Raw genomic sequence first — 22,056 nt, 5'->3', positions numbered from 1 at the left:
GTCGGCGATGAGCAGGATCCCGTCAGCCGTTCGCCGGATCCTGCTTTTGCTTCAGCCACAGCCCCAGCTCCTTAACGACCTCGACCACGTTTACCAGCCTGAGACCGTCGGCCGTCAGGTTGTAAACAACCTTAACCGGCACTTCGGGATAAACGGTACGCTGCACGACGCCGGCCTCTTCTAACGCCCTGAGATCCATGGTGAGCATCCGCTGAGATATGGCGGGGATATCGCGACGGAGGTCGCTAAACCTTTTCGGCTTTTCCAGCAGGTACGACACAATAAGTAAACGCCAGCGGCCGCCAATCAGATTCATCGCAACTTCGACGGAACAGCCGGAGATAACGTCTTTCATGTTAATACTCAGTATAATTTATGTACCTACACTACAATAATGCGCCTTCTTTAAAGTATCAACTAACTTTGTTAACCTCGCGCTATACTTAAACGGCGAGGGTGTTATTACATGAAACTTTATTATTCTCCGGGCAGCTGTTCGCTTTCTCCCCATATTGCCTTACGTGAAGCGGGTCTTGATTTTGAGCTTATTCGCGTCGATACCAAAACCCATACCTGGGGCGCCGGGAATAACTATTATGATATTAATCCGCTGGGTTATGTCCCGGCCTTAGAGACCGCCGACGGGGATATATTCAGGGAGGGCGTCACGCTTATTCAATATATTGCCGATTTAGCCCCCGACGCCGGACTGGCTCCCGCCAGCGGGACCCTCGCGCGCTATCGCCTTGAAGAGTGGCTGGTTTTTTTCAATAGTGAAATTCATAAAGCCTTTATTCCCCTCTTTTATAGCGAGCACGGCGGGGCCTATATCAATATTGCGCGCGAGAAGCTGCTTTCGCGTTTTGCGTGGCTCGACCAGCAGCTGGCAGATAAAGCATTTATCACCGGGGCGCAGTTCTCGATTGCCGATGGCTATCTGTTCGCGCTGGTTGGCTGGGCGCAGGCGGAGTGGCTGATATCGGTTTATAACCTGGATATTGACCTGACGGATTATAAAAATATTGCCGCATGGTATCAGCGGGTGCTGGCGAGACCGGCGGTTCGCCAGGCGTTAAAGGAGGAGGGCATCGACTTCCTGCCTCTCATATAATACCGCCCAGTTGTGCTATTATGGCGCTCCACCAACGCTTATAGGGATGAAAGGATGTTAGAAGAATATTTTGGTAATGCTGCCACGGCAGAAGAGAAGAAACGACTCCTTGCCGTCCAGGCCGCCTTAGAAATCTCGAAAGCCGCCGTCTCTTCATCAACCGCGAATTCAGGGATCCGCAGCCAGATGGATCTGCGCAACGTGGCGCAGGAAGTGGCTTCATTAGCTGACGCTATTCAGGATGCGCTCGAAGAGAGCGAGTAAACGCAGAGTGGGCTAAGCAGCCCTCAAGGCATAAGCCCCCTGGCGTATTGGCCGCAGGGGGCCTTCACAACAGCACGCCGCCTGCCCACAAGAAAGCAGCCCTGGCCGGCACGACTTGATTAAAATCAATTTTTTTGTCAAAATCCCGCCTCAAGCATCAAGTATTTTGAAGTTCACACGGATGAACAGAGCCACAGAACGAGCACAGGGACCCGGAATGAAGTATCTATTTGCAGTTATGTTGAGTATGACCTTATCAGGATGTACGGCCGGCGATTGGATTGACGCGGCGGGTGGAATAATGCAGGCGACAGACCAGCAGCAAAAAGACGACCGAACCAAACGTATTAAAGCTGCCAATAAAGCCGCTGGCTATTAATTACGCAAAATAATAGCCGCTGGGCCGCCGCATATTATTTATCCTGACGCTACGTCCCCCCTATTTCCAGGCGCGGAAGAGGTCAGGCAACCGGCGGCGGCCAATCCGCCGCCGGTCCTGCGCAATATCAATAACGCTCCCGCCAGGCTATTAATTCTTATTATCCGCGTGCTGACAAATCTCGCCGAGCTTTATTACCGCCGCTATCAGCTGTGGCGTAGGTTCGCAGGCGCAATTAAGCCGGAGATAATGGGTCATATCCTGGCGCGGGGAAAAAAGCTGGCCCGGACTGACGCCAATTCCGGCGTCAAGCGCGGCGCGGTGCACGTCCAGCGCGTTAATGGATTTGGGCAGCTCCACCCACATTAGAAATCCGGCCTGCGGAATGACCACCCGGGTTTGCTCGGGAAATTGAGCCGCTACCGTGCGGGATATGATGTCGACGCTTTTTTTGATCCTGCTCTTCAGGCGTAAAAGGTGACGATCGTAGTCTCCTCGGGACATAAAATCGCTTACCGCCGCCTCCGTCAGCGGCGAGCCGGCCCAGTCGCTGGCCAGGCGAATTTTCATCACCTCTTCATAGTAGCGGCCCGGCGCGATCCAACCCGTGCGCCAGCCTGGCGTCAGCGCTTTCGACACCGAGGAGCAGTACAGCACGGAGCCGCTGCGGTCAAATGCCTTACACGCCGGCGGACGGGCGGCATCCCCGACCAGGTCGCCATAGACGTCATCTTCAATCAGCGGAACGCCGTGTCTCTCCAGCATCGAAACCAGCTCCCTTTTGGCGGCTACCGGCATCACGGCGCCCGTTGGGTTCTGCGCGCTGGGAGAGACCAGCACCGCGGCAGGGCGATAGTTGACGATGGCCTCATTCAGCGCCGGAAGGGAGATGCCTTCCTGCGGATCGGTGGCGATTTCCAGCGCCTTGAGGCCCATTGACTCCAGAAGCAGCAGTGCGCCGAACCAGGCGGGACGTTCGATCGCCACAACATCCCCGGCAACGCAGACGGCCTGTAGCGCCAGGCGTACGGCCTGAGTGGCCCCGCCCGTGACGATCAGTTCGTCGGGGCCGAAGGTCGCGCCCCACTGGACGGCCCTGCGGGCTATCTGATAACGCAGATCGGCTCTTCCCGGCGGCATGCTGTAGGTCTGCCCGCAGGCCTCCAGACGCCGGCTTGCGGACTGCAGAACCCGCTGCAGCCGGGCCGCCGGCAGCCAGGCCGGATCGGGCTGCGCGGCACCGGGCGGAACCAGACGACTCTCCTGGCGGCTAAACAGCGTTCTGGCGAGGGTCGACATATCCACGGAGACCGGCGCGGCGTTGGGGATCGCGCCAGATGTGACCGCGGAGGCGACGAGGTTGACGTAGTACCCGGAGCGCGGGCGGGCGACGATCAGCCCTTCGGCTTCCAGAAAACGCAATGCTTCCTGGGCCGTCGGGATGCTGACCTGCTCCCGTTCAGCCAGCTTGCGTACTGAAAGCAGGCGGTCGCCGGGATGAAGCGCGCCGGCAATGATGGCCTGTTGGAGCGAAAGGGCAATGCGCTGATAGCGGGGAAGCATGGGATCTGTACAGGCTGGTTTTCAATAAATCTGAATATATCCCCTTAGCGCCCGTAACGCTATTCTCGGCTGCAGATGACGAAACCACGGAGATTGCCATGAAAGCTAAAAATTTTGACCTTGCCGCCTATTTTCAGCGCATTGATTATCACGGGTCGGCACGGGCGGATGCCGCAACGCTGCATGACGTTATGCAGAGACAGCTCTTTTCAATTCCGTTTGAGAATATCGACGTGCGGAACGGGAAAGGCGTTTCGCTGGTCGCGGAAGATATTGTCGAAAAACTGATCGGACGGCAGCGGGGCGGATATTGCTACGAAGTTAACGCGCTGTTTGCCATGGCGCTTGAAGCGCTGGGGATCCCTTACCAGTTTGCCGCCGCGCGCCCGATGTTCTATCCAGCCCGTCGCCCGCGAACGCATATGGTGGTCATTGCTTTTGTCGACGGCAGGCGCTGGCTGTGCGATCTCGGGTTTGGTCATTATGGAATACGGGCGCCCGTTGACCTCGCCATTCTTGATACTGAACAGCCGCAAAATCCGGATACCTTCCGTCTCAGCCTCGATGCGACCGGCGTGTATACGCTGCAGGCGTGGGTTGATAGCGGCTGGCACAACCAATACAGTTTCGATCTCTCGCGCCACGAGCTGATCGATTTTGAGCCCGCCAACTATCTGAATTCCACCCACCCGGACACCGTGTTTGTCAGGCAATTAGTGGTCGTGTTACACCATCCCGACGGCAGAGATATTCTCTCCGGCCAGGCGCTTAAGACGATCCGCGGCCAGGAGACGCGCCAGCGGCAGCTCTCCGATGACGAGCTCCCGCAGGTACTGCGCGAGACGTTCAGGGTGACGGTGCCTGAGCCCGCTTCAGCGCCGGCGGATAAATCGCTCGTCAGCTGATTTTTTTGTCATCAGCGGCGGAGATTATCCGGCCTCCGCCGCTGGGCACGAGCGCGCTGATGGCGGCGTTAACGGGGGATTGAGCGCCGCTTATGGCGCCAGTGTGGCCGCTGGCAGCCCTTTGCCGGGGAGCCTGACCGGCCAGCGGACTTCTCCGACGCCGTTCAGCTGGGGTCGGGAGAATAAAAAGCCCTGGAAAAGACGAATTCCGATGGCGTGGAGCCAGCACCACTCAGCAATGCTCTCCACGCCCTCGGCGACGACGGCGATCCCGAGGTCTTCGCAGCATCTGACCACGGACACCACAATCGCCTGCTTGGCTCCGCTCATATGAATATTGCGCACCAGCTCGGCGTCGATCTTAATTTTATTCGGCTGGAAGCGGGTCAGAAGCGAAAGTCCAGAATAGCCGGCGCCAAAATCGTCAATGGCCAGGCTCATGCCGGCCACGCGAATATCCTTCAGCACCTGCTGAAACTCGGTAAAACCGGAGATAACCTCGGTTTCGGTGACTTCTATTATAATTTGCTCCGGCTTTAGCCCGGCGTCGCGGATTTTATCCAGTAAAAACGCCACCGAGCCGGAGCGGTTATACAGCGAGCCCGGCAGCAGGTTAACCGCCAGCCGCTGCTCGCCGAGGTTAATGCTGCCGGCAAGCGAAAAGGCGTAGGCTTTGGTTTCGAGATCGAAATCGTAGCGCTTCTTTTCCGGCACCGAAGAGAACATCTCCGCCGGTGAGCCGCCAGATGGGCTGCGGATCAGCGCTTCAAACGATGAGATATGGCCGCTTTCCGGCTCGACAATCGGCTGAAGCGCGAACTGGCAGGGCTGCCCGGGAGACAATCCCGACAGCGGGCAGAGCGAAGGGGTGCCACGGCTCTCCATAGTCCACAGCGCGGGATTGAGCCCTTCCGGCAGAATATAGCGCCCGCCGTGCGCGATAAAGGCCTTGATAAACTTGAACATCCGGTCATCCGCAGAGAGCGTGTTTCTGAACTCACCTAAATGGAGGATCTGTTCCGTCAACGCCCCCGGCTTGTTTAGCTGCAAATCAAACAGATGCATACCGATATCGCGAAACCGCCGGTAGGCAGAATAATCGCGCATTAGCTCCACCACGTCGGTGTGGCGCGGGTCGTTGCGGATCTGGCTGAATAGCGCATCGACCACCTGCTCATCGCCCTCCAGGACCTGAAAAAACTGCGACCCACTAAAAATCAGGATACCGGTGACGTGGAGATTTGTGTTTTTCTGTCGTGCCCGGCTGACGAGAGTGCCCAGGCCGGTCGGCTGCCAGGCGGGAGCTAACTGACTCCGGTAGATCAGTGTGGTCAGCATATATTTCCTTGTTGGATCGGACTAATGGGTGCCAGTCTGCGCGAGGGAATAAGTCCTGGCCCGAGGTCCTCTGACCTAAGCGGGTACGGTGTTCATGCCTTTGCCAATTATCAGGGCGTGACGCCGGTATTTTCGAGTGTCGCTATCACGCTGAGAGTCGCTTACTTTACCCTGAACGGCGCGCTATTCCATGTTTATCTTAGTTCTGCCGGGCGTTTGAGGAAATCGTTCTCAGCCTGCTCGTCCGCTGGTGCATAAAGCGTGCCTGCGCGAGCGTAATAACTTTTGCATCCACAAATTAACAAGGAGTGGTAATGAAACTGATTGGCATGCTGGATTCACCCTATGTGCGGCGCGTAGCAATATCGCTGGCGGCTTACGGCGTGGCTTTTGAACACCTGCCGCTGTCCGTGTTTAGCGACTATGCGGCCTTTGCCGAGCTGAATCCGGCGGTGAAAGCCCCAACTCTGCTGCTGGATGATGGCACGGTGTTAATGGATTCCACTCTGATATTGCACTATCTGGAAGCGCAGGCGGATGCTGCCGCTAAGCTTTTGCCCGCGGATATTGCGGCGCTGGCGGAAGATAGCCGTCTGCTCGGGCTGGCGCTCGCGGCGAGTGAGAAGGCGGTGCAGCACGTCTACGAGCATCGCCTGCGGCCGGAGGAGAAACGGCACCAGCCGTGGATAGACCGGGTCACCCGGCAGCTGTTGGCGGATTGCGCCGCATGGGAGGCCGGGCTGCAGCATCGTCAAATCAACGACGCCCGGCTGGATCAGGTCGCCATTACCAGCGCCGTGGTGTGGGGGTTCATTCAGATGATGATCCCAGAGGTGGTCAGCGCCGGCGACTACCCGCGCCTGCAGGCGATCTCTCAGCAGCTTGAGGCGCTGCCGCTGTTTGCGAAATTTCCCGCGCAGAGCTGAGAGCTGAGAGCTGAGACGGGGGCATCGTTCTTTGTCCGCGATCGCGGCGCGGCGTTCACCCACGGCCCGGCGGGTCGGCATCGACTGCCGCCGGACGTTACTGCTGCGCTATGTGAAGGGTGGGGAGGAGGCCGCCGTTCCCGCGCGGGCCTACCTCAGCGGCATGCGGTATTCGATCATCCCGCTTTTGCTGGCGATCCAGTCGTAAAGCCGCTGCCCGCGCAGGTTCGTTTCATGCGTATGCCAGTAAAGGTGGGCGCAGTGCCGCTTTCTTGCCTGCCGCTGAACGTGCTCGATAAGCCGCTTACCAATCTGCTTGCCCCGCACATCGGCGCTGACAAAGAGGTCCTCCAGATAGCAGTAATCCGTGTCGGCCCACGTCGAACGGTGAAACAGGTAGTGCACCAGCCCGACGACGGTTCCGTTCTCTTTTGCCACCGCGCAGTACACCGGCTCGATGGGATTAAAGAAACGGTTCCAGGTTAGCCGGGTGGTGCTTTCCGCAATATCGACGCGATAAAACGTCTGATAGTTTTTCCATAACGCTAACCACTGCGGGTAATCATTTTCGGCAACGATCTCGACAGTAATATTGTCTGGATCGCCGGTCATTGCTGCTCTGTGCATCGCTTTTCCTTGTTTATGTCATGACCCGATTGTCTCTGTGCCGGTGATGTTAGAGGGATTTTTGGTTCCAGGTAAGTCACGCTTTTTGTATATTTATAGGATCCACTTTTACCAAAAGGACGTGGGCACCTGTGAAAAAAGCCGTTTCTCCTCTGTTTCAGGATCTGCTGTTAGATAGCGGGACCATCAAGGATCAGGTCTATCATGCTCTTCGCCGCGCTATTCTCGACGGCCGCCTGAGCGCGGGCGCAAAAATTCCCTCCAGCCGCGCGTTGGCCGAAGTGATGGGAATTTCGCGTAACTCGGTGATTGCCGGCTTTGAGCGCCTGAGCGATGAGGGCTATCTGGTCACGCGGGAGGGCGCGGGGACCTTTGTGGTCACGCATATCCCCGACTGGCTTATCCATACGGACGGCGCGGGTGGCGGGCAGGTTGACGATCCGCCGTCGGTCGGGTCGCTGAATCCGGATATCACCGCGCTGCGGCCCCTGTGGTCAGAAAGCCAGGCCGGAGGCGGCGCAAACCGCCTGTTTGCCGTAGGCGTCGGCTGCACCGATCTCTTCCCCTACGATCTCTGGGGCCGGCTGCTGGGGAGAGTCTGGCGGCAGTCGCGCCGCGAGATTGGCCTTCACGCCAGCCCCAATGGTTATCAACCTTTGCGGCGGGTGATATGTCAGTACATTCAGTCGACGCGAGGGGTTAACTGCACGGAGGATCGCGTGATTATCGTCAACGGTATCCAGCAGGCGCTGGATATCACCGCGCGCTCGCTGCTTTCGCGCGGGGATGAGGTGTGGCTCGACGATCCCGGCTATAACGGTGCCCGCGGCGCTTTTGCCTCGGTAGGGGCAACGGTCAGGCCGGTAAGGGTCGATAGCCAGGGAATGGACGTTGACCACGGGATGACGCATTATCCTCACGCCCGGCTGGCCTATACCGCACCCTCGCACCAGTTTCCGCTGTGCGCCACCCTTAGCCTCACGCGCAGGCTGGCCCTGCTGGAGTGGGCCGAATCCCGGCAGGCGTGGATCTTCGAAGACGATTACAATAGCGAGTTTCGCTACGCCGCGCGTTCATTGCAGGCCCTGCAGGGGCTGGATAAGCATAATCGGGTCATTTACGCCGGGACGTTCTCGAAGATGATGTATCCGGAGTTTCGTCTCGGTTTCCTGGTCGTTCCCGGCCATTTACGCGAACAGTTTGCCACGACGAAATACTTCTCCGATCTGTGCAGCGGCTATCTTGAGCAGGCGGTGCTGGCCCGTTTTATCGCAGAAGGCCACTACGCCAGCCACGTTCGCCGGGTCCGCAAAGCCTGCTATGAGCGTAAGCTGGCGCTGGCCGCCGCGGTTGAGCGCTATCTGCCGCAGAAAATGACCGTTCATCCGACGGATTCCGGCGTGCATCTGGTGTGCTGGCTGCACGGCGGCCTGACGGCAGAATACGTGGTGGAGAGAGCCCGCGAGCTGGGGATGGGGATCCAAACCTTTGCCCGCTACTGCCAGCAGCCAATGGAACGAGAGGGGGTATTGCTGGGCTTTGCCAACCATTCGCCCGCAACGCTCGAGGAGGGGATTCGCCGCCTTGCGCAGGCGCTGTGATGCTTGTCAGTCAGATGTGACAATACGTTATTTTTCCGGCTTATTATTCCGCCCGCCCGCAATAATAAGCCGGGGCGAGTGAACCGTTAGCGCTAAACGTGTTCTGCTCGTGCCGGCTTTTAAGGTCATTGTGTCTGCCACGGACCGTATGGAAATATTCTCTGCACGACTATCTTAACTATCGCCGTCGGTAACATAGTAGGTTACCGAATAGCTATGGCTCTCTTTGATACCGCGAGTGACCAGGCCGGCTTTGGCTGCCTCATCGACCTTATAAAATACGCGTCCGGTTTCCGAGGCCGTTATTTTATTCAGTTCATCGGCGGAGATTTTTGTGCAGGTCGAATAAATAGTGCGAAACAGGACGTTGTAGCTTTCAGCATCTTCCAGAATGCGCCTGGCCTGATCGGGTTTCAGATAATCCGCTTTGTCGTTCCACGCGGCGGCAGGATGAAGCATGAATCTGGCAAGCGGCATGGCGTAACGCTCATCCGATCCGCAGTAAATCATGGTTGCCGCTGAGGCTATCACTGAAGCATCGATCATATTCAGTTTGATCGCACTCTTGCGCAGCGCTTCATAGGCCACGTACCCGGCGTCCATATCTCCGCCTTCGCTGTTGAGATATATATCGATATTCTTGATATTGCGGTACCTGCCTGCTATTTCTGCAAGCGAGGATAATAACCAGGTGACGGTTCGGTTATTGATCGCGCCGTTGAAGTAAATGGCAGCCTCATTAACGCTGGTATTCTTGACGGTATCGGCTTTGATATAATAAACGTTGGCCTGTGCGCTCAGGGGTAACACGAGAGCCAGCAGGAAGAGCGGCCGCTTATTCATGGATAGGATCGTCCTTGGTATCAGGAAATTTTTAAGATATCGATGTAAGTTGCTTAATCAGCTGGAATGAGGCGCAATAAAGCAGATAAATAACGCCACCAGCCGCGTAATGTGATAGCACATGGCGCGTAAGGTATGGCTGATCTGCATCAGTTCTGGCACGGTCTGTTGAAAGATTAATGATGCTCGGGTTCAGTGTTTCGCCGCAGGTTTGCGTTGCCCCGCGAAGGCAAACAGCAGTATGGCCAATAGCGCAATGAGGCCGTGTACCAGAAAGGCATGGCCGTAGCCCCACTTCTCAACAACGGCTCCGGCGACGACGCTGCTAAGGGTCGCGCCAATGCCCTGCACGGTTAATACGCTGGCAAATCCGAGGTTAAAGTGGCCCGTCCCCGCCAGCAGTTTTTCCAGCACCAGCGGTGTCAAAATGCCGAGCAGGCCAGCCCCGAGGCCGTCGAGAATTTGCACGGGATAAATCGCATTGAAGTCGTGCGCCTGTGCCGCAATCACGCCGCGTATCGGTAGCGTAGCCAGCGCGAACAGCACCAGATATCGCAGGCCAAATATGCGAATAGCGGCGGGCACCAGCAGCGCCCCGACAATGGCCGAGGCCTGGCCGACCAGCATGATAATCGCCGTGGTTTTAAAGGGCTGATCCAGATTGATGGCATTTTGCTGGATCAGCAAACGCGATATTGGCGCATTGGCGAAATGGAACAGCATCAGCGTTAGCGCAAACACCAGCAGCCCGCGATCGGACCACAGAACCCGTAGCCGTGAGGGTGGCTTGTGTTGCCTGTTGCCCGGCGTTTCATCCTGTCCGCGAGCCACCTCATGGTCGATGTCATCGGGGTTGATTGTTAATGTTGCCAGGACGGTGACGACGGCGGTTATCGTCATCAGCGTTGCGACGCCGGACAAGCCGGCTTCACTGCTGATCCACCATGTCGCCATCAGCAGCACAATATTACCGGTGTGGTTCCACGCTTCGTTATAGCTCACCTGTTGAGTGAAACCGCTGCGTCCGACCAGGCCCAGCGAGATAGCCACCATGGTGGGGCCAATCAGCAACCCTGCCAGCGCGGTTAAGATTTGGGAGACAAAAACCACGGGTTTACTGGGCCATAAAATAGCGGCAAAAGCCAGCAGGGTGGTTAACAACACCGGCACAATTAGTAGGCTGCGCTTGGCGCGGGCGGCATCGACCCACGCGCCGGCAGGAACCCCGGCAAACAGCCCGATAGCGCCGCCGGTGGTTGCCAGTAAGCCCAGCTCAAAAGCCGTCCAGCCCTGGGTGATAAGCCAGGCATCGAGAAAAGGTCCAAGTCCATCCCGTGCGTCGGCGAGAAAGAAGTTAAGGACCGCCAGTGAAACGAGCGTTCGGGTACGCAGAGGAAGAGTGCTGAGTAAAGACATTATGCGATTCCATGCAGAACGAAAAGAGCAAGCAGCAGCGTTGGCGGCATCACCAGCAGCCCCAGTTTGAAAAACTGCCCCACGCCGACGTGCAGCCCCTCCCGGCGTAGGGCATTGAGCCACAGAATGGTCGCCAGCGAGCCGGTAACGGAAAGATTAGGGCCGAGCGCAACGCCGATCAGCGCGGCGGCAGAGATCGCCGGCGCAGGCGTCGCAGATTGCAGGACCGATCCGGCCAGCAGCCCTACCGGAAGGTTATTCGCAAGGTTACTGACCAAAGACAGCGCGCCGCCAACCATCAGCCCCGAAGCCTGCGGCCAGCGCGTGGTCACCCGCGTTAAGGCATCAGAGAGAGGGCCGATCGCGCCGCTATACTCCAGCGCCTGCACGAAGACAAACAGGGCGGCAACCAGTGGAATAACGCTCCACGAGACGGCTTTAACCACGCTGAGCGGCGATTGCCCGCGGCGGAACCAAACCAGGAGCAGCGTTAGCAGAGCAATCATCAGCGTGGGCATACCGAGGTCGATGGCGTTCCAGGCGCAGGCGGTTAAAATCACGGCCGCACCAACCAAACCGACCACGGCCAGCCGCCCGCTGCGGCTCAAAGGGCTGGGGGAGATGTCGCTGTGGAGGCGTGGCGCAATGTCGGCCCGCAGCCTCCAGCGCAATAGCGCATAGGTCGCGACAATGGCGACCAGCGAAGGCAGCGCAAACAGGGCGAACCAGCGGGACAATGGCGGCATCGAGGTACCGAATACTACCAGATTGGCCGGATTGGAGGCCGGCAACACGAAGCTGGCCGCATTCGCAATGAACGCGCAAATATAGAGATAGGGCAGCGGGGAGGCGCCAACCGCTCGGGTAACGGCAAACACCGCCGGCGTCAGCACCACGGCCGTTGCGTCGTTGGAGAGGAAAACGGTCACCAGCGTTCCCACCGCATATATCAGCAGGAATAGGCGAGGTCCGGAGCCGGCAGCCCGGCGCGCCGCCATCGCGGCTAACCAGTCAAAAACGCGCTCCCGGCGGGCGAGCTCGGCCATCAGCATCATGCCCGCGAGGAACAGGTACACCGAGGTTCCTCGGCGGACCCCCGCCATCGCCTGGGCGAAGGGAAGAAGGTGAAATACCAGTAAAATCAGGACACCTGAAGCTGCCCATATCGCCTCAGGTAGACGAAACGGCCGCAGTATCACCGCCGCGGTTGCGCTACCGGCAACCAGCCAAATCCACGGGCCGGTTTCCATTAAGGCTCTCCGCGATAGAGAGGCTGAAGTGAGGAAAGGGTGGCGCCGACGCTCACGGCCTCAAGCGCCTGCCCATACTGATTACGCGTTCCAAGCCCTGCTGCGGCGAACGGCATTCCCGCCTCCAGCGATCTCTGCAGCGAGCCGGGAGGAAAATGCACGATGCTGCCATCATTGAGGATCGCGCCGTTGATTTCACCGCGAGGGCCGGTCAGAACGGTATCGATAGAACCCGAGACTTCAAAGCGCTGTAGCGTATTCGCCCGCAAATGAGGGGGGATGCCCTCATCCTCGACTGTCGGGGGGCGATCGACCAGGGCCTGCCCCGTGGCGACGTTGATAATACTTTCGGCTTTTACCCGCTTTGCGGTTTCCATAAAACCGCTAATACGCACGGATTGACCCGGCGCGGCTTCTGCGGCAAGCCTGGCGCCCATATGGGGTGGGAAAGCGACGACAACACCGCTTTCCAGCTGTAATCCATCGACTTCACCGAAGGGGTTGATAAGCAACCGCCGCACCTTACCTTCCGCGACCGAGATCGGCTGTTGCGAAGGCGGGGTAGCCGAAAGTGGAGGCAGAGGAGCGGCCGGGGGCGGTTCAGCGATAGCCGCTGTCAGCCCGCTCAACGCCGCTGCCAGAGTGATAACAATCAACGACAATTTCATAATAACTCCCGAGAAATACAGCAATGATTTCTCTAAGAGCAAAGAGCGTGCCAGCTAAGAAAACGCGCCACCGGGCGCGATGCGGGGCGGATCTGTCACAAAGTGTCCGATAATGTGACAGCGTGCTGTCCGCCGTACGGACACCCTGGTTATTTAATGTCTAACTGCTCAAGCTTACGATAAAGCTGCTGGCGCGAGAGGCCGAGCCGACGCGCGGCATGGGCCCGATTATTATCGGTGGCCGCCAGGGCTCGCATAATCATCTGCCGTTCAATAACGGCGAGGGCTTCCTGCAGGGTTCCGTCCCAGTTCAGCTGCGGAGCGGCATCGGCGGCCTGAGGCGTCCGTAGCCCTAATCCTAATTGCTCGGGGCCAACCGTCGGCCCCTGGCTTAGCACCGAAGCCCTTTTGATGGCATTCTGCAGTTCACGCACGTTCCCCGGCCAGATATGCGCCAGCAGCGCCTGGCAGGCCTGCTGGGAAAGACGCTTTGGCGGATGGCTCTCCGACTGGCGTAAAAAATGCTCCGCCAGCAGAATCACGTCTCCCGACCTTTCCCGCAGCGGGGGCAGGACGATAGTGATGACCTGTAATCGATACCACAGGTCTTCGCGAAAGCGCCCCTCCTGTACCGCCAGCGGCAGGTCGTGATGGGTGGCTGCGATGATGCGTACCTTTACCGGATGAGCATGCGTTCCGCCGACCGGCGTAACCTGCCGCTCCTGCAAAGCGCGTAAAATTTTCGCCTGCACCGGGAGCGGCATATCGCCAATTTCGTCTAAAAAGAGGGTTCCTCCTTGAGCGGCGCGGAACTGACCAGGACGGTCCGCCACGGCGCCGGAAAATGCCCCTTTCACATGACCGAACAGCTCACTCTCAATCAGCTCTGCCGGGATTGCCGCGCAGTTGACCGCGATAAAAGGGCCGCTAGCGCACGGCCCGCTACGGTGTATCTCGCGAGCCACCAGCTCTTTCCCGGTTCCCGTCTCGCCGCTAATCAGCACCGTGGCATCGCTATTAGCCACCTGGCCTATACGTTTAAAAATCTGGCGCATCGCTTCGCTGCTGCCAACCAGATCGTCGTCAGCCAGGGGCATATCGTCGGCGGTGCTGCCTGAACCATGCTGATTTTCTGCAATGCGATCCAGCGCGCGCGTCAGCACCTCTTCAAGCGCCGCGCGCCCGATGGGTTTTGTCAGGTGATCAAAAGCGCCCATCCGCATGGCTTCAATGGTATTGCCGCTGCTGGCGTAGGCGGTGAGCATGATGCAGGGGATGTCGGGGGCGAGCGCCCGGGCCTGGCGCAAAAAAACCAGCCCATCATCGCCAGGCATGCGCAGATCCACAATGGCGATGTCGATATCGCCTGTGCGAAGCTGCTGCATCCCTGCCAACGTACAGTCGGCTTCGATCGCCTGATGATTTAAGTCGCTTAATGCCTCGACCAGGCTGGCGCGAAACGCGCTATCATCATCAACAATCAGCACTCTGGCCATGTCAGCTCCATCTCAAAACGCGCGCTATCTGCCAGCGAAATATTGCCGCCGTGGGCATGGACTATTTCACGTACCAACGCCAAACCGAGCCCGTAACCGTCCGGGCGGCCGGTGATAAAAGGGTTAAACAGCCGGGCGCGCAGCTCATCAGACACGCCCGGGCCATCATCGGCAACCCACAATAGCAGGTTGCCATTGGCGCGGCGCCTTGCGCCTGTCTCAATCCGACCGCCGTTCGCGACATGCGCCAGCGCGTTTAATATCAGATTATCGAACGCCCGGGCCATTTGCGACGGGTCAAAGAGTTTGCGGTCATTCATGTGGGCGGGTAATTCAGGGTCAATCGTCAGCGTTAGCTCAATCTGACGCCGCTGGGCGGCATCCGCGTGGGCGTTTATTCTCTCCAGCAACCACTCTTCAATGTTAACTTTCTGCCGCTCAACGCGAAACGGTTGCGTCAATGCCAGCAGGCTGGAAACGAGCCGGTTGATCCTTTCCGTTTGTTCTATTACCACCAGCAGGGCACTTTCGGCTCGCGCTACGCGGCTCGCCTGCGGGGCATGCAGCGCGTTTTCGGCCTTCATCTGAATGGTCGCCAGCGGGTTGCGAATTTCATGCGCCAGCCCGGCAGAAAGCTCGCCGAGCGCCGCGAGTTTTTCCGCCTGCGCCAGCTCGGCAGACAAGCGTGCGGATTCGCGCTGGGCGTAGGCCAGCCGCTGCGAGTAATCATTCAGCGCGACCGTAACCCTATCGAGGTCGGCTAATCCCGACAGCTCGGCGAGCTCCGGCGCGGAGGAGTCAAACTGAGTTCTGGATTGCTCCAGCACTCCCGCCAGATAATGCACGCCGCGGGACCAGCGGGTGAGCGTCCAGCCCAGCCAGCTGCCGGATAAAAGGACAAAACCGAGTAAAAGCGCCATCGCCAGCACCAGCCGGTCGAGGGCATCACCCGTTATGGTCGGCACGCGGGATAGCGTCCAGGCAACCAGGGCCGAATTTTGCTCCAGCGGGCATGCGGAAAAAATGACCGCCTCACGCAGGCCGGGACGTACGTCGGTAACGGAGCGTTTCCCATCCAGGGCGCGACGGCTGGTGGACTCAATTCGCTCCAGTTCAGCGCTGGGCGGATCGCGTTTGATGCCGCTGCCGTCATAGGTCGGGAAAGCGTAGGCGACGACTCCCGAGCCCATGCTCCACAGCCCGCCTTCGACGCCGGGCCGGTCTCTCAGCGTGAGATCGATAACCGCCTGCGCGCCGGAAACCCACTGTGGGCTCAGATTTATCTTCCCGGAGTCGGCGCTAAGACCCGCGCGGGTTGCCGCGATCCGCAGCGTTTCACAGCTGGCGGCGGTGAGCTGGCGCTCGCGTCGAATCTGCTCATCTGCCCCCTGACGGCTGAGTTCGAAGATAAGCCATCCTAAAGTAATAGAGACCGCCGCAAAGCTTAACCATATAAACAGCAGCCGGCGTAGCAGGGTATTGCTGCGTAACATCATGTACCTTCGATCCTGGTGGCAGGGAGTTTTTTAGAATCAGCTCAAACTATTTATCGCGCCACTCTTTGGCGAGGACGGCAAACACCAGCGTATTTTCGTAGACCACGGTTTCATTATCCGTGATAAAAGAGACGTGCTCCTTAAAACATCCTTCGAGGCGCATACCGAGGTGACGGCAAAGATTTTGTGAAGGTTCATTATAATCAGCAACATAGGCATATATTCTTCGGGCGTTTTTATGATTAAACAGGTAGTCGAAAAACGCCTGTGCCGCTTCGCGGGCGAACCCCATACCTTCATATTTTTTATTCAGCAGCCAACCCACGCCGTATGTATCAGGGGCCGGTTCCCGGCTGTTATCCGCAAAAAGCTCGCCAATCAGCGCACCGGTTTCCTTCAGGCTGATGGCATAGTCGTGTTCCTCTTTTTGCCGGCGCGTAATTTCGCTAACTGCCTCCCCCAGGGAGTGAAGTTTTTGATCCATAAAACAGGCTACGCGCGGGTTTGACAAATATTCGAACATATCCTCGGCGTCATTATCCTGAAAAGATCGGATGATTAGCCGGGGAGATTCAGTATATTTCATGGGGTCATTCCGGTGTATAAGCGTTGATCGATTTTATCGCTAACGGCAGGGGATCGCCTATGAGATTGTGTATCGCGAGGCAATATTTTATGCGTGACGCAGGCCTTCGCGACGAACGCTGCACGGGCGTCGATTGAGATGGCGGGTATCGGTTATCGGGTATCGGGTATCGCTGAAGCGGGCGGCGGTCATACACGCGGCAAAGCGTAGCGGGGAGGGCGGAATTTTTTTGCTGCTGACTCTACGCGCAGGGTCTTTTTTCGTTATATTTACATTTCCGGCATTTCTTTACAAAGGGCAATCCGCAGCATAAATATTTTTGCGCCTGGCGCTGGCCGTCTCGTTTATTCTATAGTCTTAATAGCTACTTGGCTTAAAAATAATTTTTGCTGCCGCTGCGTTATTTTTCTTTAAATATTTTATTATGCCTGGTGTTAAATTATTAATAATTTGACTCTCGCGCTCAGTGTCCTAGCCTTAAATCTCGAAGGCGATGATTTGCAGGTCTGAATCATTATTAAGTAATCATCTGGAGATAAAATTATGACAGAGCACAGAGGCGGTTCAGGTAATTTTGCAGAAGATCGGGATAAAGCATCTGAAGCCGGTCGCAAAGGCGGCCAGCACAGCGGGGGGAATTTTAAAAATGACCCAGAGCGTGCTTCCGAAGCCGGTAAGAAAGGCGGGCAAAATAGCCACGGCGGCGGCCGTAAATCTGACGGCAGCTAAGCCGTAAAGGACCCTATTGTACCGCGTTCAGAATATCAATAGTCCCTGCGGGTCAGCCGACCCGCATCGTTTATTTACAAGGTTACTCCATGAAAATTCAAAGCATTGAAGACGTATTTATTCATTTGTTATCGGATACCTACAGCGCCGAAAAACAATTAACTCGCGCGCTCGCTAAGCTGGCACGGGAAGCGAGCTGCGACGAGCTAAAAACCGCCTTCAGCCAGCACCTCGATGAAACCCACGGCCACGTCGAGCGCATTGATAAGCTGCTGGAAGAAAATAGTAATATCAAAGTTAAAAGGATTAAATGTATGGCGATGGAGGGGCTGATAGAAGAGGCCAAAGAGGTTATTGAGAGTACCGACAAAAATGAAGTGCGTGACGTCGCGCTGATCGCCGCGGCACAAAAAGTGGAGCATTATGAAATTGCTGCCTACGGCACGCTGTGTACGCTGGCAAAACAGCTGGGATATAACGCCGCCGGAAAATTGCTTGCCGCAACCCTGGAGGAGGAAAAAACGACCGATATGAAATTAACCGATCTGGCCCTTAGCCATATTAATCAGGATGCCCAGCAGGCCGTTTAATTTTATTCCAGCAATAACCCCTACAGCATTAAGAGGTTTTTATGACCGACATTGAGAATTATCACGACTGGCTGCGGGATGCTCACGCTATGGAAAAACAGGCTGAGTCGATGCTTAAATCAATGGCGAAACGCGTCAATAATTATCCGGAATTAGGTACGCGTATTGAACAGCATCTTTATGAAACTCGCCAACAAATTACGCTGCTTGAAGGGATTATTTCGCGCAATCAAATTTCCCGCTCGGTATTAAAGGATTCAATGAGCAAAATTGCGGCCTTAGGACAATCTATTGGCGGCATTTTTCCGGAAGACGAAATTGTTAAAGGCGTTATTAGTAGCTATGTTTTCGAGCAGTTCGAAATAGCCTGCTATACCTCTTTGATAACGGCAGCGGAAAAGGCCGGTGATGTTCACTCTATTCCCGAGCTGCAGAGGATTCTTGCCGAGGAGCGAGGAATGGCGGATTGGCTGCTGCACCATATCCCTGATATTACAGAACAGTATATTCTGCGCTCGCAAACGCCCGGGGTTGACGCTAAGAGATAATCCTCGAAGGGGCTATTTCGTCGTCTCAGTATAAGACGGCGGCTTTATTAGCCGCAGCCGGTGGGGAGAGTACCGCACGCGTATTGAAGTATCCAGTCATCAGGGCAGTGGGCGAGCAGGCCATCTTAAATTTATCGGGGGCGTGATGAAAATAATACCGATTTTAATTATCTCTTTATTAGCAACGCTGAACGCACATGCGGATGAGAAGGGTGGATTTAACGGTAACGCGGCGCCGCCGCCGCCGCATAAGCTGGATGACGGGTATCGCGGCATGGAGGACGCCAGGATAATGACCGTGGAGCATGCGAAAACTATGCATGATGGCGCCACTATCTCGCTGCGCGGTAATCTTATCGAACGTCAGGGCGATGACCGCTATATTCTGCGGGATAAAACGGGAGAAATTACTGCGATAATTCCGGCCGCTGTTTTTACCGATCAAGAAGTGAAGCCTGACCATCTGGTTAGCATCAACGGTAGCCTGGATACCAAAATGACACCGCCCGTCGTGCGCGTCGACAGGCTGCAAAAGCAGGCGCCAGAGTAAAGCCGGGTCGCGCGGGCTGATTTATTTGACGCGGCTCGCGTCCAGGCTTATCGCGATTTTCACCCATTCTGATTATCCTCGGGGCCGCGTGGAAAAGGTAAGCGCTATCGCCTGCGGCTGGACGCGGCGCTGGAGATCCACAAATCAGTCAGCGGAGGCGGGCACTCTCTTTCTGGCGTTGCTGCCTGCGCTTCCACTCATCGACAACGTCACCCAAACTTTTGGCGACATCGTTACGGATCCATGCCATGAATTCACGGTCAAACCGAAAGTCCTCCCCACACTCCTTGAGCATAAAGCGGCGGACGTTTTGCGTATTCTTATACTCTTTATCAACAACGGTAGTACGTGTGAGCAATGTACTATGCCAGTCAATTTTCACCTTTCCCGCTCCCGTGGTCAGTCATCACTAAGACGCAGTGCTATAACTTAACCCAACGGGTAGCAATGTTGAAATATCCGCTTCTCGCGTAAAAACGGCCTCTGAGGAATATCTGACGCCGTTGGAATAAAAGTGCACGGTGAATGACGGGGGAGAGAGAGTCGGTTAAAAAGCAAAAAGAGAGCAAAAAGAGAGTGAAAATCTCTCAGTAACGGGCATGATGCTATTGATCGTTGAGCCTCTATTTAATCGTTTATGGATGACATATGAAAACGCCAATGCTGGAAACTTCACGTCTTTATCTTCCACCGCTTCAGGCCGAAGATGCCCTGCAGATTCAGCAAATATTTCCGCAATGGGAGATTGTTCGTTATCTTGCCGCCGGCTTTCCGTGGCCTTTTCCGCAGGACGGCGCCAGCCGTTATGTCAACCAGATTGCGCTGCCTGCCTCAGAGCGAGGAACGGCATGGTACTGGACAATCAGGCGCAAGGAAGATCCGTCGGTGATGATTGGGCATATATGCCTCTCGGATGAGCAGGACAACAATCGCGGGTTCTGGCTGGTGCCTGAGTGGCGGCGCAAAGGCTATATGACCGAAGCCTGCCGTATCGTGACGGATTTCTGGTTTAACTCTCTGAACCGGGAAGTCCTGCGAGCGCCGAAGGCCAGCGGAAATGATGCCTCCAAAAAAATATCGCTGAATGACGGGATGCGCCTGATTCAAACCGGTAAGAAACAGTATATAGAGGGAGAGCTGGACTCCGAATTATGGGAAATCACCAGAGAGGAATGGAACCGTCAGAGCCGAGGCTGACCGGCCTCAGCCGTGAGCTAATACACGTGCGCAGCAGGCCGGTCTGTTCATCACATATCTAAAACGAGGGCTTTTATCTTTTCTGCCTTTTCAAAATGATCCAGCTTCATCTCCATGATCCACCAGTGCGCAACCTCCATCAGCAGCTCAGGGTCATCATTTTTATTGGCAAAAAAGGCATAGAATGAAAGCCCCACGTTACTGCCCTTAGCCACGATTTTAGCATCACAGGTGGTGATGATTTTTTCCTTCATTGCTGCCCGCACGTGCTCTCCTGTTTATTCGCAAGATCTCAGACTGTTTCAAATAATATTCGCGGCCGCGGACGGCGATGCAGGTCATGCAGAAGCAGGGGAAATGCTTTTCTCCTGCGCGCCCTGAGAGGACCCAAACGCGCCTTGCTGCGTCAAATTCCGCTATTTTATGCGCTTACACCTTACATGAACCCGGTCACAAAAAATGCATAAAGTTTTTAGCCTGCAGGGAGTACGGCGCTACAGGTTAATTTTGTTAATGGCCCGTTACAGCTTGTCGTAACTAAATGTTAAACCTGATTCATGCGACAAACGCATCAGTCCATGAGTTTATTGCGCTTATTTACTTTATTTTACTGAGCCAGTCTGCTGCAACAGGCGCGGTGAAAGCGTCAATAACTAACTGGAGATTAAGATGCATTCCTCTCACGCAAGCATGACGGCCTGGGGCAGAGCCAGCGCGATATTGCGCGTAACCTCTGGCAATTTTCTGGAGCAATTTGATTTTTTCCTGTTCGGATTTTATGCCACCTACATCGCGCATACCTTCTTTCCTGCCAGCAGCGAATTTGCCTCGCTGATGATGACTTTCGCGGTCTTTGGCGCGGGCTTTTTGATGCGTCCTGTCGGCGCCATCGTACTGGGCGCCTATATTGATAAAGTTGGCCGACGTAAAGGGCTGATCGTGACGCTGTCCATCATGGCCGCGGGCACCTTCCTGATTGTCCTCATCCCCTCCTATCAAACGATTGGACTCTGGGCGCCGCTGCTGGTGCTGGCGGGTCGTTTATTACAGGGTTTTTCAGCAGGCGCAGAGCTGGGCGGCGTGTCGGTTTATCTGGCTGAAATAGCCACCCCAGGGCGCAAAGGCTTCTTCACCAGCTGGCAATCCGGCAGCCAGCAGGTGGCCATTATGGTGGCAGCAGCCATGGGTTTTGCGCTGAATGCCGTCATGGAAGAAAGCGCCATACGTGAATGGGGATGGCGTTTGCCTTTCCTGTTCGGCTGCCTGATTGTGCCTTTCATCTTTTTCCTGCGCCGCAGGCTGGAAGAGACCGAGGAGTTCACCAGCCGCCGCCACCATCTGGCAATGCGCGAGGTGTTTAAAACCCTGTTAGCTAACTGGCAGGTGGTTATCGCCGGCATGCTGATGGTCGCCATGACCACCACCGCATTCTATTTGATAACCGTATATGCGCCGACCTTCGGTAAGAAGGTACTGATGCTCAGCGCTTCTGACAGCCTGCTGGTGACGTTGTTGGTTGCGATTTCCAACTTCCTGTGGCTGCCGGTAGGCGGCGCGCTGTCCGACCGTTTTGGCCGCAAGCCGGTCCTGATTAGCATGGCCTTGCTGGCCCTGGTCTCCACGTATCCTGCGCTTAGCCTGCTGGCGAATGCCCCCAGCTTTTCCATGATGCTGGCGGTGCTGCTGTGGCTCTCCTTCCTCTACGGCCTTTACAATGGCGCGATGATCCCGGCGTTGACCGAGATTATGCCTGTGGAGGTGCGGGTCGCCGGTTTCTCACTGGCATACAGCCTGGCAACCGCTGTTTTTGGCGGATTTACGCCGGTTATTTCTACCGCGTTGATTGAGTTCACCGGCGATAAGGCCTCTCCCGGCTACTGGATGAGCTTTGCCGCCGTATGCGCCTTGCTGGCGACGCTTTATCTCTATCGCCGCAGCGCGCTATCGCTGCAAGCAGCAGGTTAACCAGAGGG

The 22,056-nt window shown here is 56.3% G+C and carries 25 protein-coding genes; 12 read left to right on the top strand and 13 right to left on the bottom strand.

Annotated elements, in window-relative coordinates:
* Window positions 1-22 precede the first annotated feature (22 nt).
* A complete protein-coding gene (locus tag RTE01_RS02465) occupies window positions 23-355 on the bottom strand; it encodes a winged helix-turn-helix transcriptional regulator (protein ID WP_134526211.1) in 333 nt (110 codons plus the stop codon).
* A gap of 111 nt (window positions 356-466) precedes the next feature.
* Between RTE01_RS02465 and gstA the strand changes: the two genes are divergently transcribed.
* The 3 genes from gstA to RTE01_RS26125 all read left to right on the top strand — a co-directional run bounded on the left by gstA (window position 467) and on the right by RTE01_RS26125 (window position 1,754).
* Window positions 467-1,111: a glutathione transferase GstA gene (gene gstA / locus RTE01_RS02460; RefSeq protein WP_134526208.1), complete on the top strand. Its 645-nt coding sequence runs from the start codon at window positions 467-469 to the stop codon at window positions 1,109-1,111.
* Window positions 1,112-1,165: 54 nt separating this feature from the next.
* Complete coding sequence (locus RTE01_RS02455; protein WP_041145718.1) at window positions 1,166-1,375, top strand: hypothetical protein; 210 nt, start codon at window positions 1,166-1,168, stop codon at window positions 1,373-1,375.
* A 217-nt stretch (window positions 1,376-1,592) separates the two neighbouring features.
* Complete coding sequence (locus RTE01_RS26125; protein WP_166793730.1) at window positions 1,593-1,754, top strand: hypothetical protein; 162 nt, start codon at window positions 1,593-1,595, stop codon at window positions 1,752-1,754.
* A 150-nt stretch (window positions 1,755-1,904) separates the two neighbouring features.
* Here RTE01_RS26125 and RTE01_RS02450 read toward each other — a convergent pair whose 3' ends face one another.
* Entirely contained in the window at window positions 1,905-3,317 is a 1,413-nt protein-coding gene (locus tag RTE01_RS02450; RefSeq protein ID WP_134526205.1) for an aminotransferase-like domain-containing protein, read from the bottom strand.
* A 98-nt stretch (window positions 3,318-3,415) separates the two neighbouring features.
* Between RTE01_RS02450 and RTE01_RS02445 the strand changes: the two genes are divergently transcribed.
* Complete coding sequence (locus RTE01_RS02445; protein ID WP_134526202.1) at window positions 3,416-4,222, top strand: arylamine N-acetyltransferase family protein; 807 nt, start codon at window positions 3,416-3,418, stop codon at window positions 4,220-4,222.
* A gap of 90 nt (window positions 4,223-4,312) precedes the next feature.
* On the opposite strand, the gene RTE01_RS02440 is transcribed toward RTE01_RS02445, so the two are convergent.
* Window positions 4,313-5,560, bottom strand: a complete 1,248-nt coding sequence (locus RTE01_RS02440) for a diguanylate phosphodiesterase (RefSeq protein ID WP_052474527.1) — start codon at window positions 5,558-5,560, stop codon at window positions 4,313-4,315.
* A gap of 314 nt (window positions 5,561-5,874) precedes the next feature.
* Here RTE01_RS02440 and RTE01_RS02435 point away from each other — a divergent pair, with 314 nt between their 5' ends.
* Window positions 5,875-6,486, top strand: coding sequence for a glutathione S-transferase (locus RTE01_RS02435; protein WP_134526199.1), 612 nt, complete (start codon window positions 5,875-5,877; stop codon window positions 6,484-6,486).
* Window positions 6,487-6,636: 150 nt separating this feature from the next.
* Here the strand turns inward: RTE01_RS02435 and RTE01_RS02430 are convergent, their stop codons facing one another.
* The gene (locus tag RTE01_RS02430; RefSeq protein WP_115192614.1) at window positions 6,637-7,098 is read right to left on the bottom strand and encodes a GNAT family N-acetyltransferase; all 462 of its coding nucleotides are present in this window, start codon (window positions 7,096-7,098) and stop codon (window positions 6,637-6,639) included.
* Between the two features lie 146 nt (window positions 7,099-7,244).
* Between RTE01_RS02430 and pdxR the strand changes: the two genes are divergently transcribed.
* The gene (pdxR, locus tag RTE01_RS02425; protein ID WP_134526196.1) at window positions 7,245-8,714 is read left to right on the top strand and encodes a MocR-like pyridoxine biosynthesis transcription factor PdxR; all 1,470 of its coding nucleotides are present in this window, start codon (window positions 7,245-7,247) and stop codon (window positions 8,712-8,714) included.
* 174 nt (window positions 8,715-8,888) lie between these two features.
* Here pdxR and RTE01_RS02420 read toward each other — a convergent pair whose 3' ends face one another.
* The 7 genes from RTE01_RS02420 to RTE01_RS02390 form a co-directional block, all read right to left on the bottom strand.
* Window positions 8,889-9,557: an ATP-dependent Clp protease proteolytic subunit gene (locus tag RTE01_RS02420; protein ID WP_115192616.1), complete on the bottom strand. Its 669-nt coding sequence runs from the start codon at window positions 9,555-9,557 to the stop codon at window positions 8,889-8,891.
* A gap of 192 nt (window positions 9,558-9,749) precedes the next feature.
* Window positions 9,750-10,973, bottom strand: a complete 1,224-nt coding sequence (locus RTE01_RS02415) for an MFS transporter (RefSeq protein ID WP_134526193.1) — start codon at window positions 10,971-10,973, stop codon at window positions 9,750-9,752.
* On the bottom strand, window positions 10,973-12,223 hold the full coding sequence (locus RTE01_RS02410; RefSeq protein WP_134526190.1) for an arsenic transporter: 1,251 nt from the start codon (window positions 12,221-12,223) through the stop codon (window positions 10,973-10,975). Before RTE01_RS02410 ends, RTE01_RS02415 begins: the two co-directional genes overlap by 1 nt.
* Complete coding sequence (locus RTE01_RS02405; RefSeq protein WP_134526187.1) at window positions 12,223-12,891, bottom strand: hypothetical protein; 669 nt, start codon at window positions 12,889-12,891, stop codon at window positions 12,223-12,225. The genes RTE01_RS02410 and RTE01_RS02405 overlap by 1 nt, the downstream gene beginning before the upstream one ends.
* 149 nt (window positions 12,892-13,040) lie before the next feature.
* On the bottom strand, window positions 13,041-14,387 hold the full coding sequence (locus RTE01_RS02400; protein WP_134526184.1) for a sigma-54-dependent transcriptional regulator: 1,347 nt from the start codon (window positions 14,385-14,387) through the stop codon (window positions 13,041-13,043).
* Entirely contained in the window at window positions 14,372-15,883 is a 1,512-nt protein-coding gene (locus RTE01_RS02395; RefSeq protein WP_255313500.1) for an ATP-binding protein, read from the bottom strand. The genes RTE01_RS02400 and RTE01_RS02395 overlap by 16 nt, the downstream gene beginning before the upstream one ends.
* A 46-nt stretch (window positions 15,884-15,929) precedes the next feature.
* Window positions 15,930-16,469 (bottom strand): GNAT family N-acetyltransferase, encoded by a 540-nt coding sequence (locus tag RTE01_RS02390; protein WP_134526181.1) that lies wholly within the window; start codon window positions 16,467-16,469, stop codon window positions 15,930-15,932.
* 543 nt (window positions 16,470-17,012) lie between these two features.
* On the opposite strand from RTE01_RS02390, the gene RTE01_RS02385 reads away from it, so the two are divergent.
* The 4 genes from RTE01_RS02385 to RTE01_RS02370 all read left to right on the top strand — a co-directional run bounded on the left by RTE01_RS02385 (window position 17,013) and on the right by RTE01_RS02370 (window position 18,886).
* Window positions 17,013-17,198 carry a con-10 family general stress protein gene (locus RTE01_RS02385; protein ID WP_041145707.1) on the top strand — a complete coding sequence of 62 codons (186 nt, stop codon included), beginning with the start codon at window positions 17,013-17,015 and terminating at the stop codon, window positions 17,196-17,198.
* Window positions 17,199-17,287: 89 nt separating this feature from the next.
* Window positions 17,288-17,788, top strand: a complete 501-nt coding sequence (locus RTE01_RS02380; RefSeq protein ID WP_041145706.1) for a YciE/YciF ferroxidase family protein — start codon at window positions 17,288-17,290, stop codon at window positions 17,786-17,788.
* Window positions 17,789-17,829: 41 nt separating this feature from the next.
* Complete coding sequence (locus tag RTE01_RS02375) at window positions 17,830-18,336, top strand: ferritin-like domain-containing protein (protein ID WP_141334638.1); 507 nt, start codon at window positions 17,830-17,832, stop codon at window positions 18,334-18,336.
* Between the two features lie 145 nt (window positions 18,337-18,481).
* Window positions 18,482-18,886 (top strand): YdeI family stress tolerance OB fold protein, encoded by a 405-nt coding sequence (locus RTE01_RS02370; RefSeq protein WP_041145704.1) that lies wholly within the window; start codon window positions 18,482-18,484, stop codon window positions 18,884-18,886.
* Between the two features lie 148 nt (window positions 18,887-19,034).
* Here RTE01_RS02370 and RTE01_RS02365 read toward each other — a convergent pair whose 3' ends face one another.
* Complete coding sequence (locus tag RTE01_RS02365) at window positions 19,035-19,268, bottom strand: DUF6434 domain-containing protein (RefSeq protein WP_134526178.1); 234 nt, start codon at window positions 19,266-19,268, stop codon at window positions 19,035-19,037.
* A 266-nt stretch (window positions 19,269-19,534) separates the two neighbouring features.
* Between RTE01_RS02365 and RTE01_RS02360 the strand changes: the two genes are divergently transcribed.
* On the top strand, window positions 19,535-20,083 hold the full coding sequence (locus RTE01_RS02360; RefSeq protein ID WP_041145702.1) for a GNAT family N-acetyltransferase: 549 nt from the start codon (window positions 19,535-19,537) through the stop codon (window positions 20,081-20,083).
* Between the two features lie 50 nt (window positions 20,084-20,133).
* Here the strand turns inward: RTE01_RS02360 and RTE01_RS02355 are convergent, their stop codons facing one another.
* Window positions 20,134-20,349 (bottom strand): DUF6500 family protein, encoded by a 216-nt coding sequence (locus RTE01_RS02355; protein ID WP_041145701.1) that lies wholly within the window; start codon window positions 20,347-20,349, stop codon window positions 20,134-20,136.
* A 403-nt stretch (window positions 20,350-20,752) separates the two neighbouring features.
* Here RTE01_RS02355 and tcuC point away from each other — a divergent pair, with 403 nt between their 5' ends.
* A complete protein-coding gene (gene tcuC, locus RTE01_RS02350) occupies window positions 20,753-22,048 on the top strand; it encodes an MFS transporter (RefSeq protein ID WP_115192627.1) in 1,296 nt (431 codons plus the stop codon).
* The last annotated feature ends 8 nt before the right edge of the window (window positions 22,049-22,056 follow it).

The sequence above is a fragment of the Klebsiella terrigena genome (genome assembly GCF_006539725.1).
Taxonomy (GTDB): domain Bacteria; phylum Pseudomonadota; class Gammaproteobacteria; order Enterobacterales; family Enterobacteriaceae; genus Klebsiella; species Klebsiella terrigena.
The sequence above is the reverse complement of the archived record's forward strand: the minus strand, read 5'-3'. Positions and strand labels throughout refer to the sequence as shown.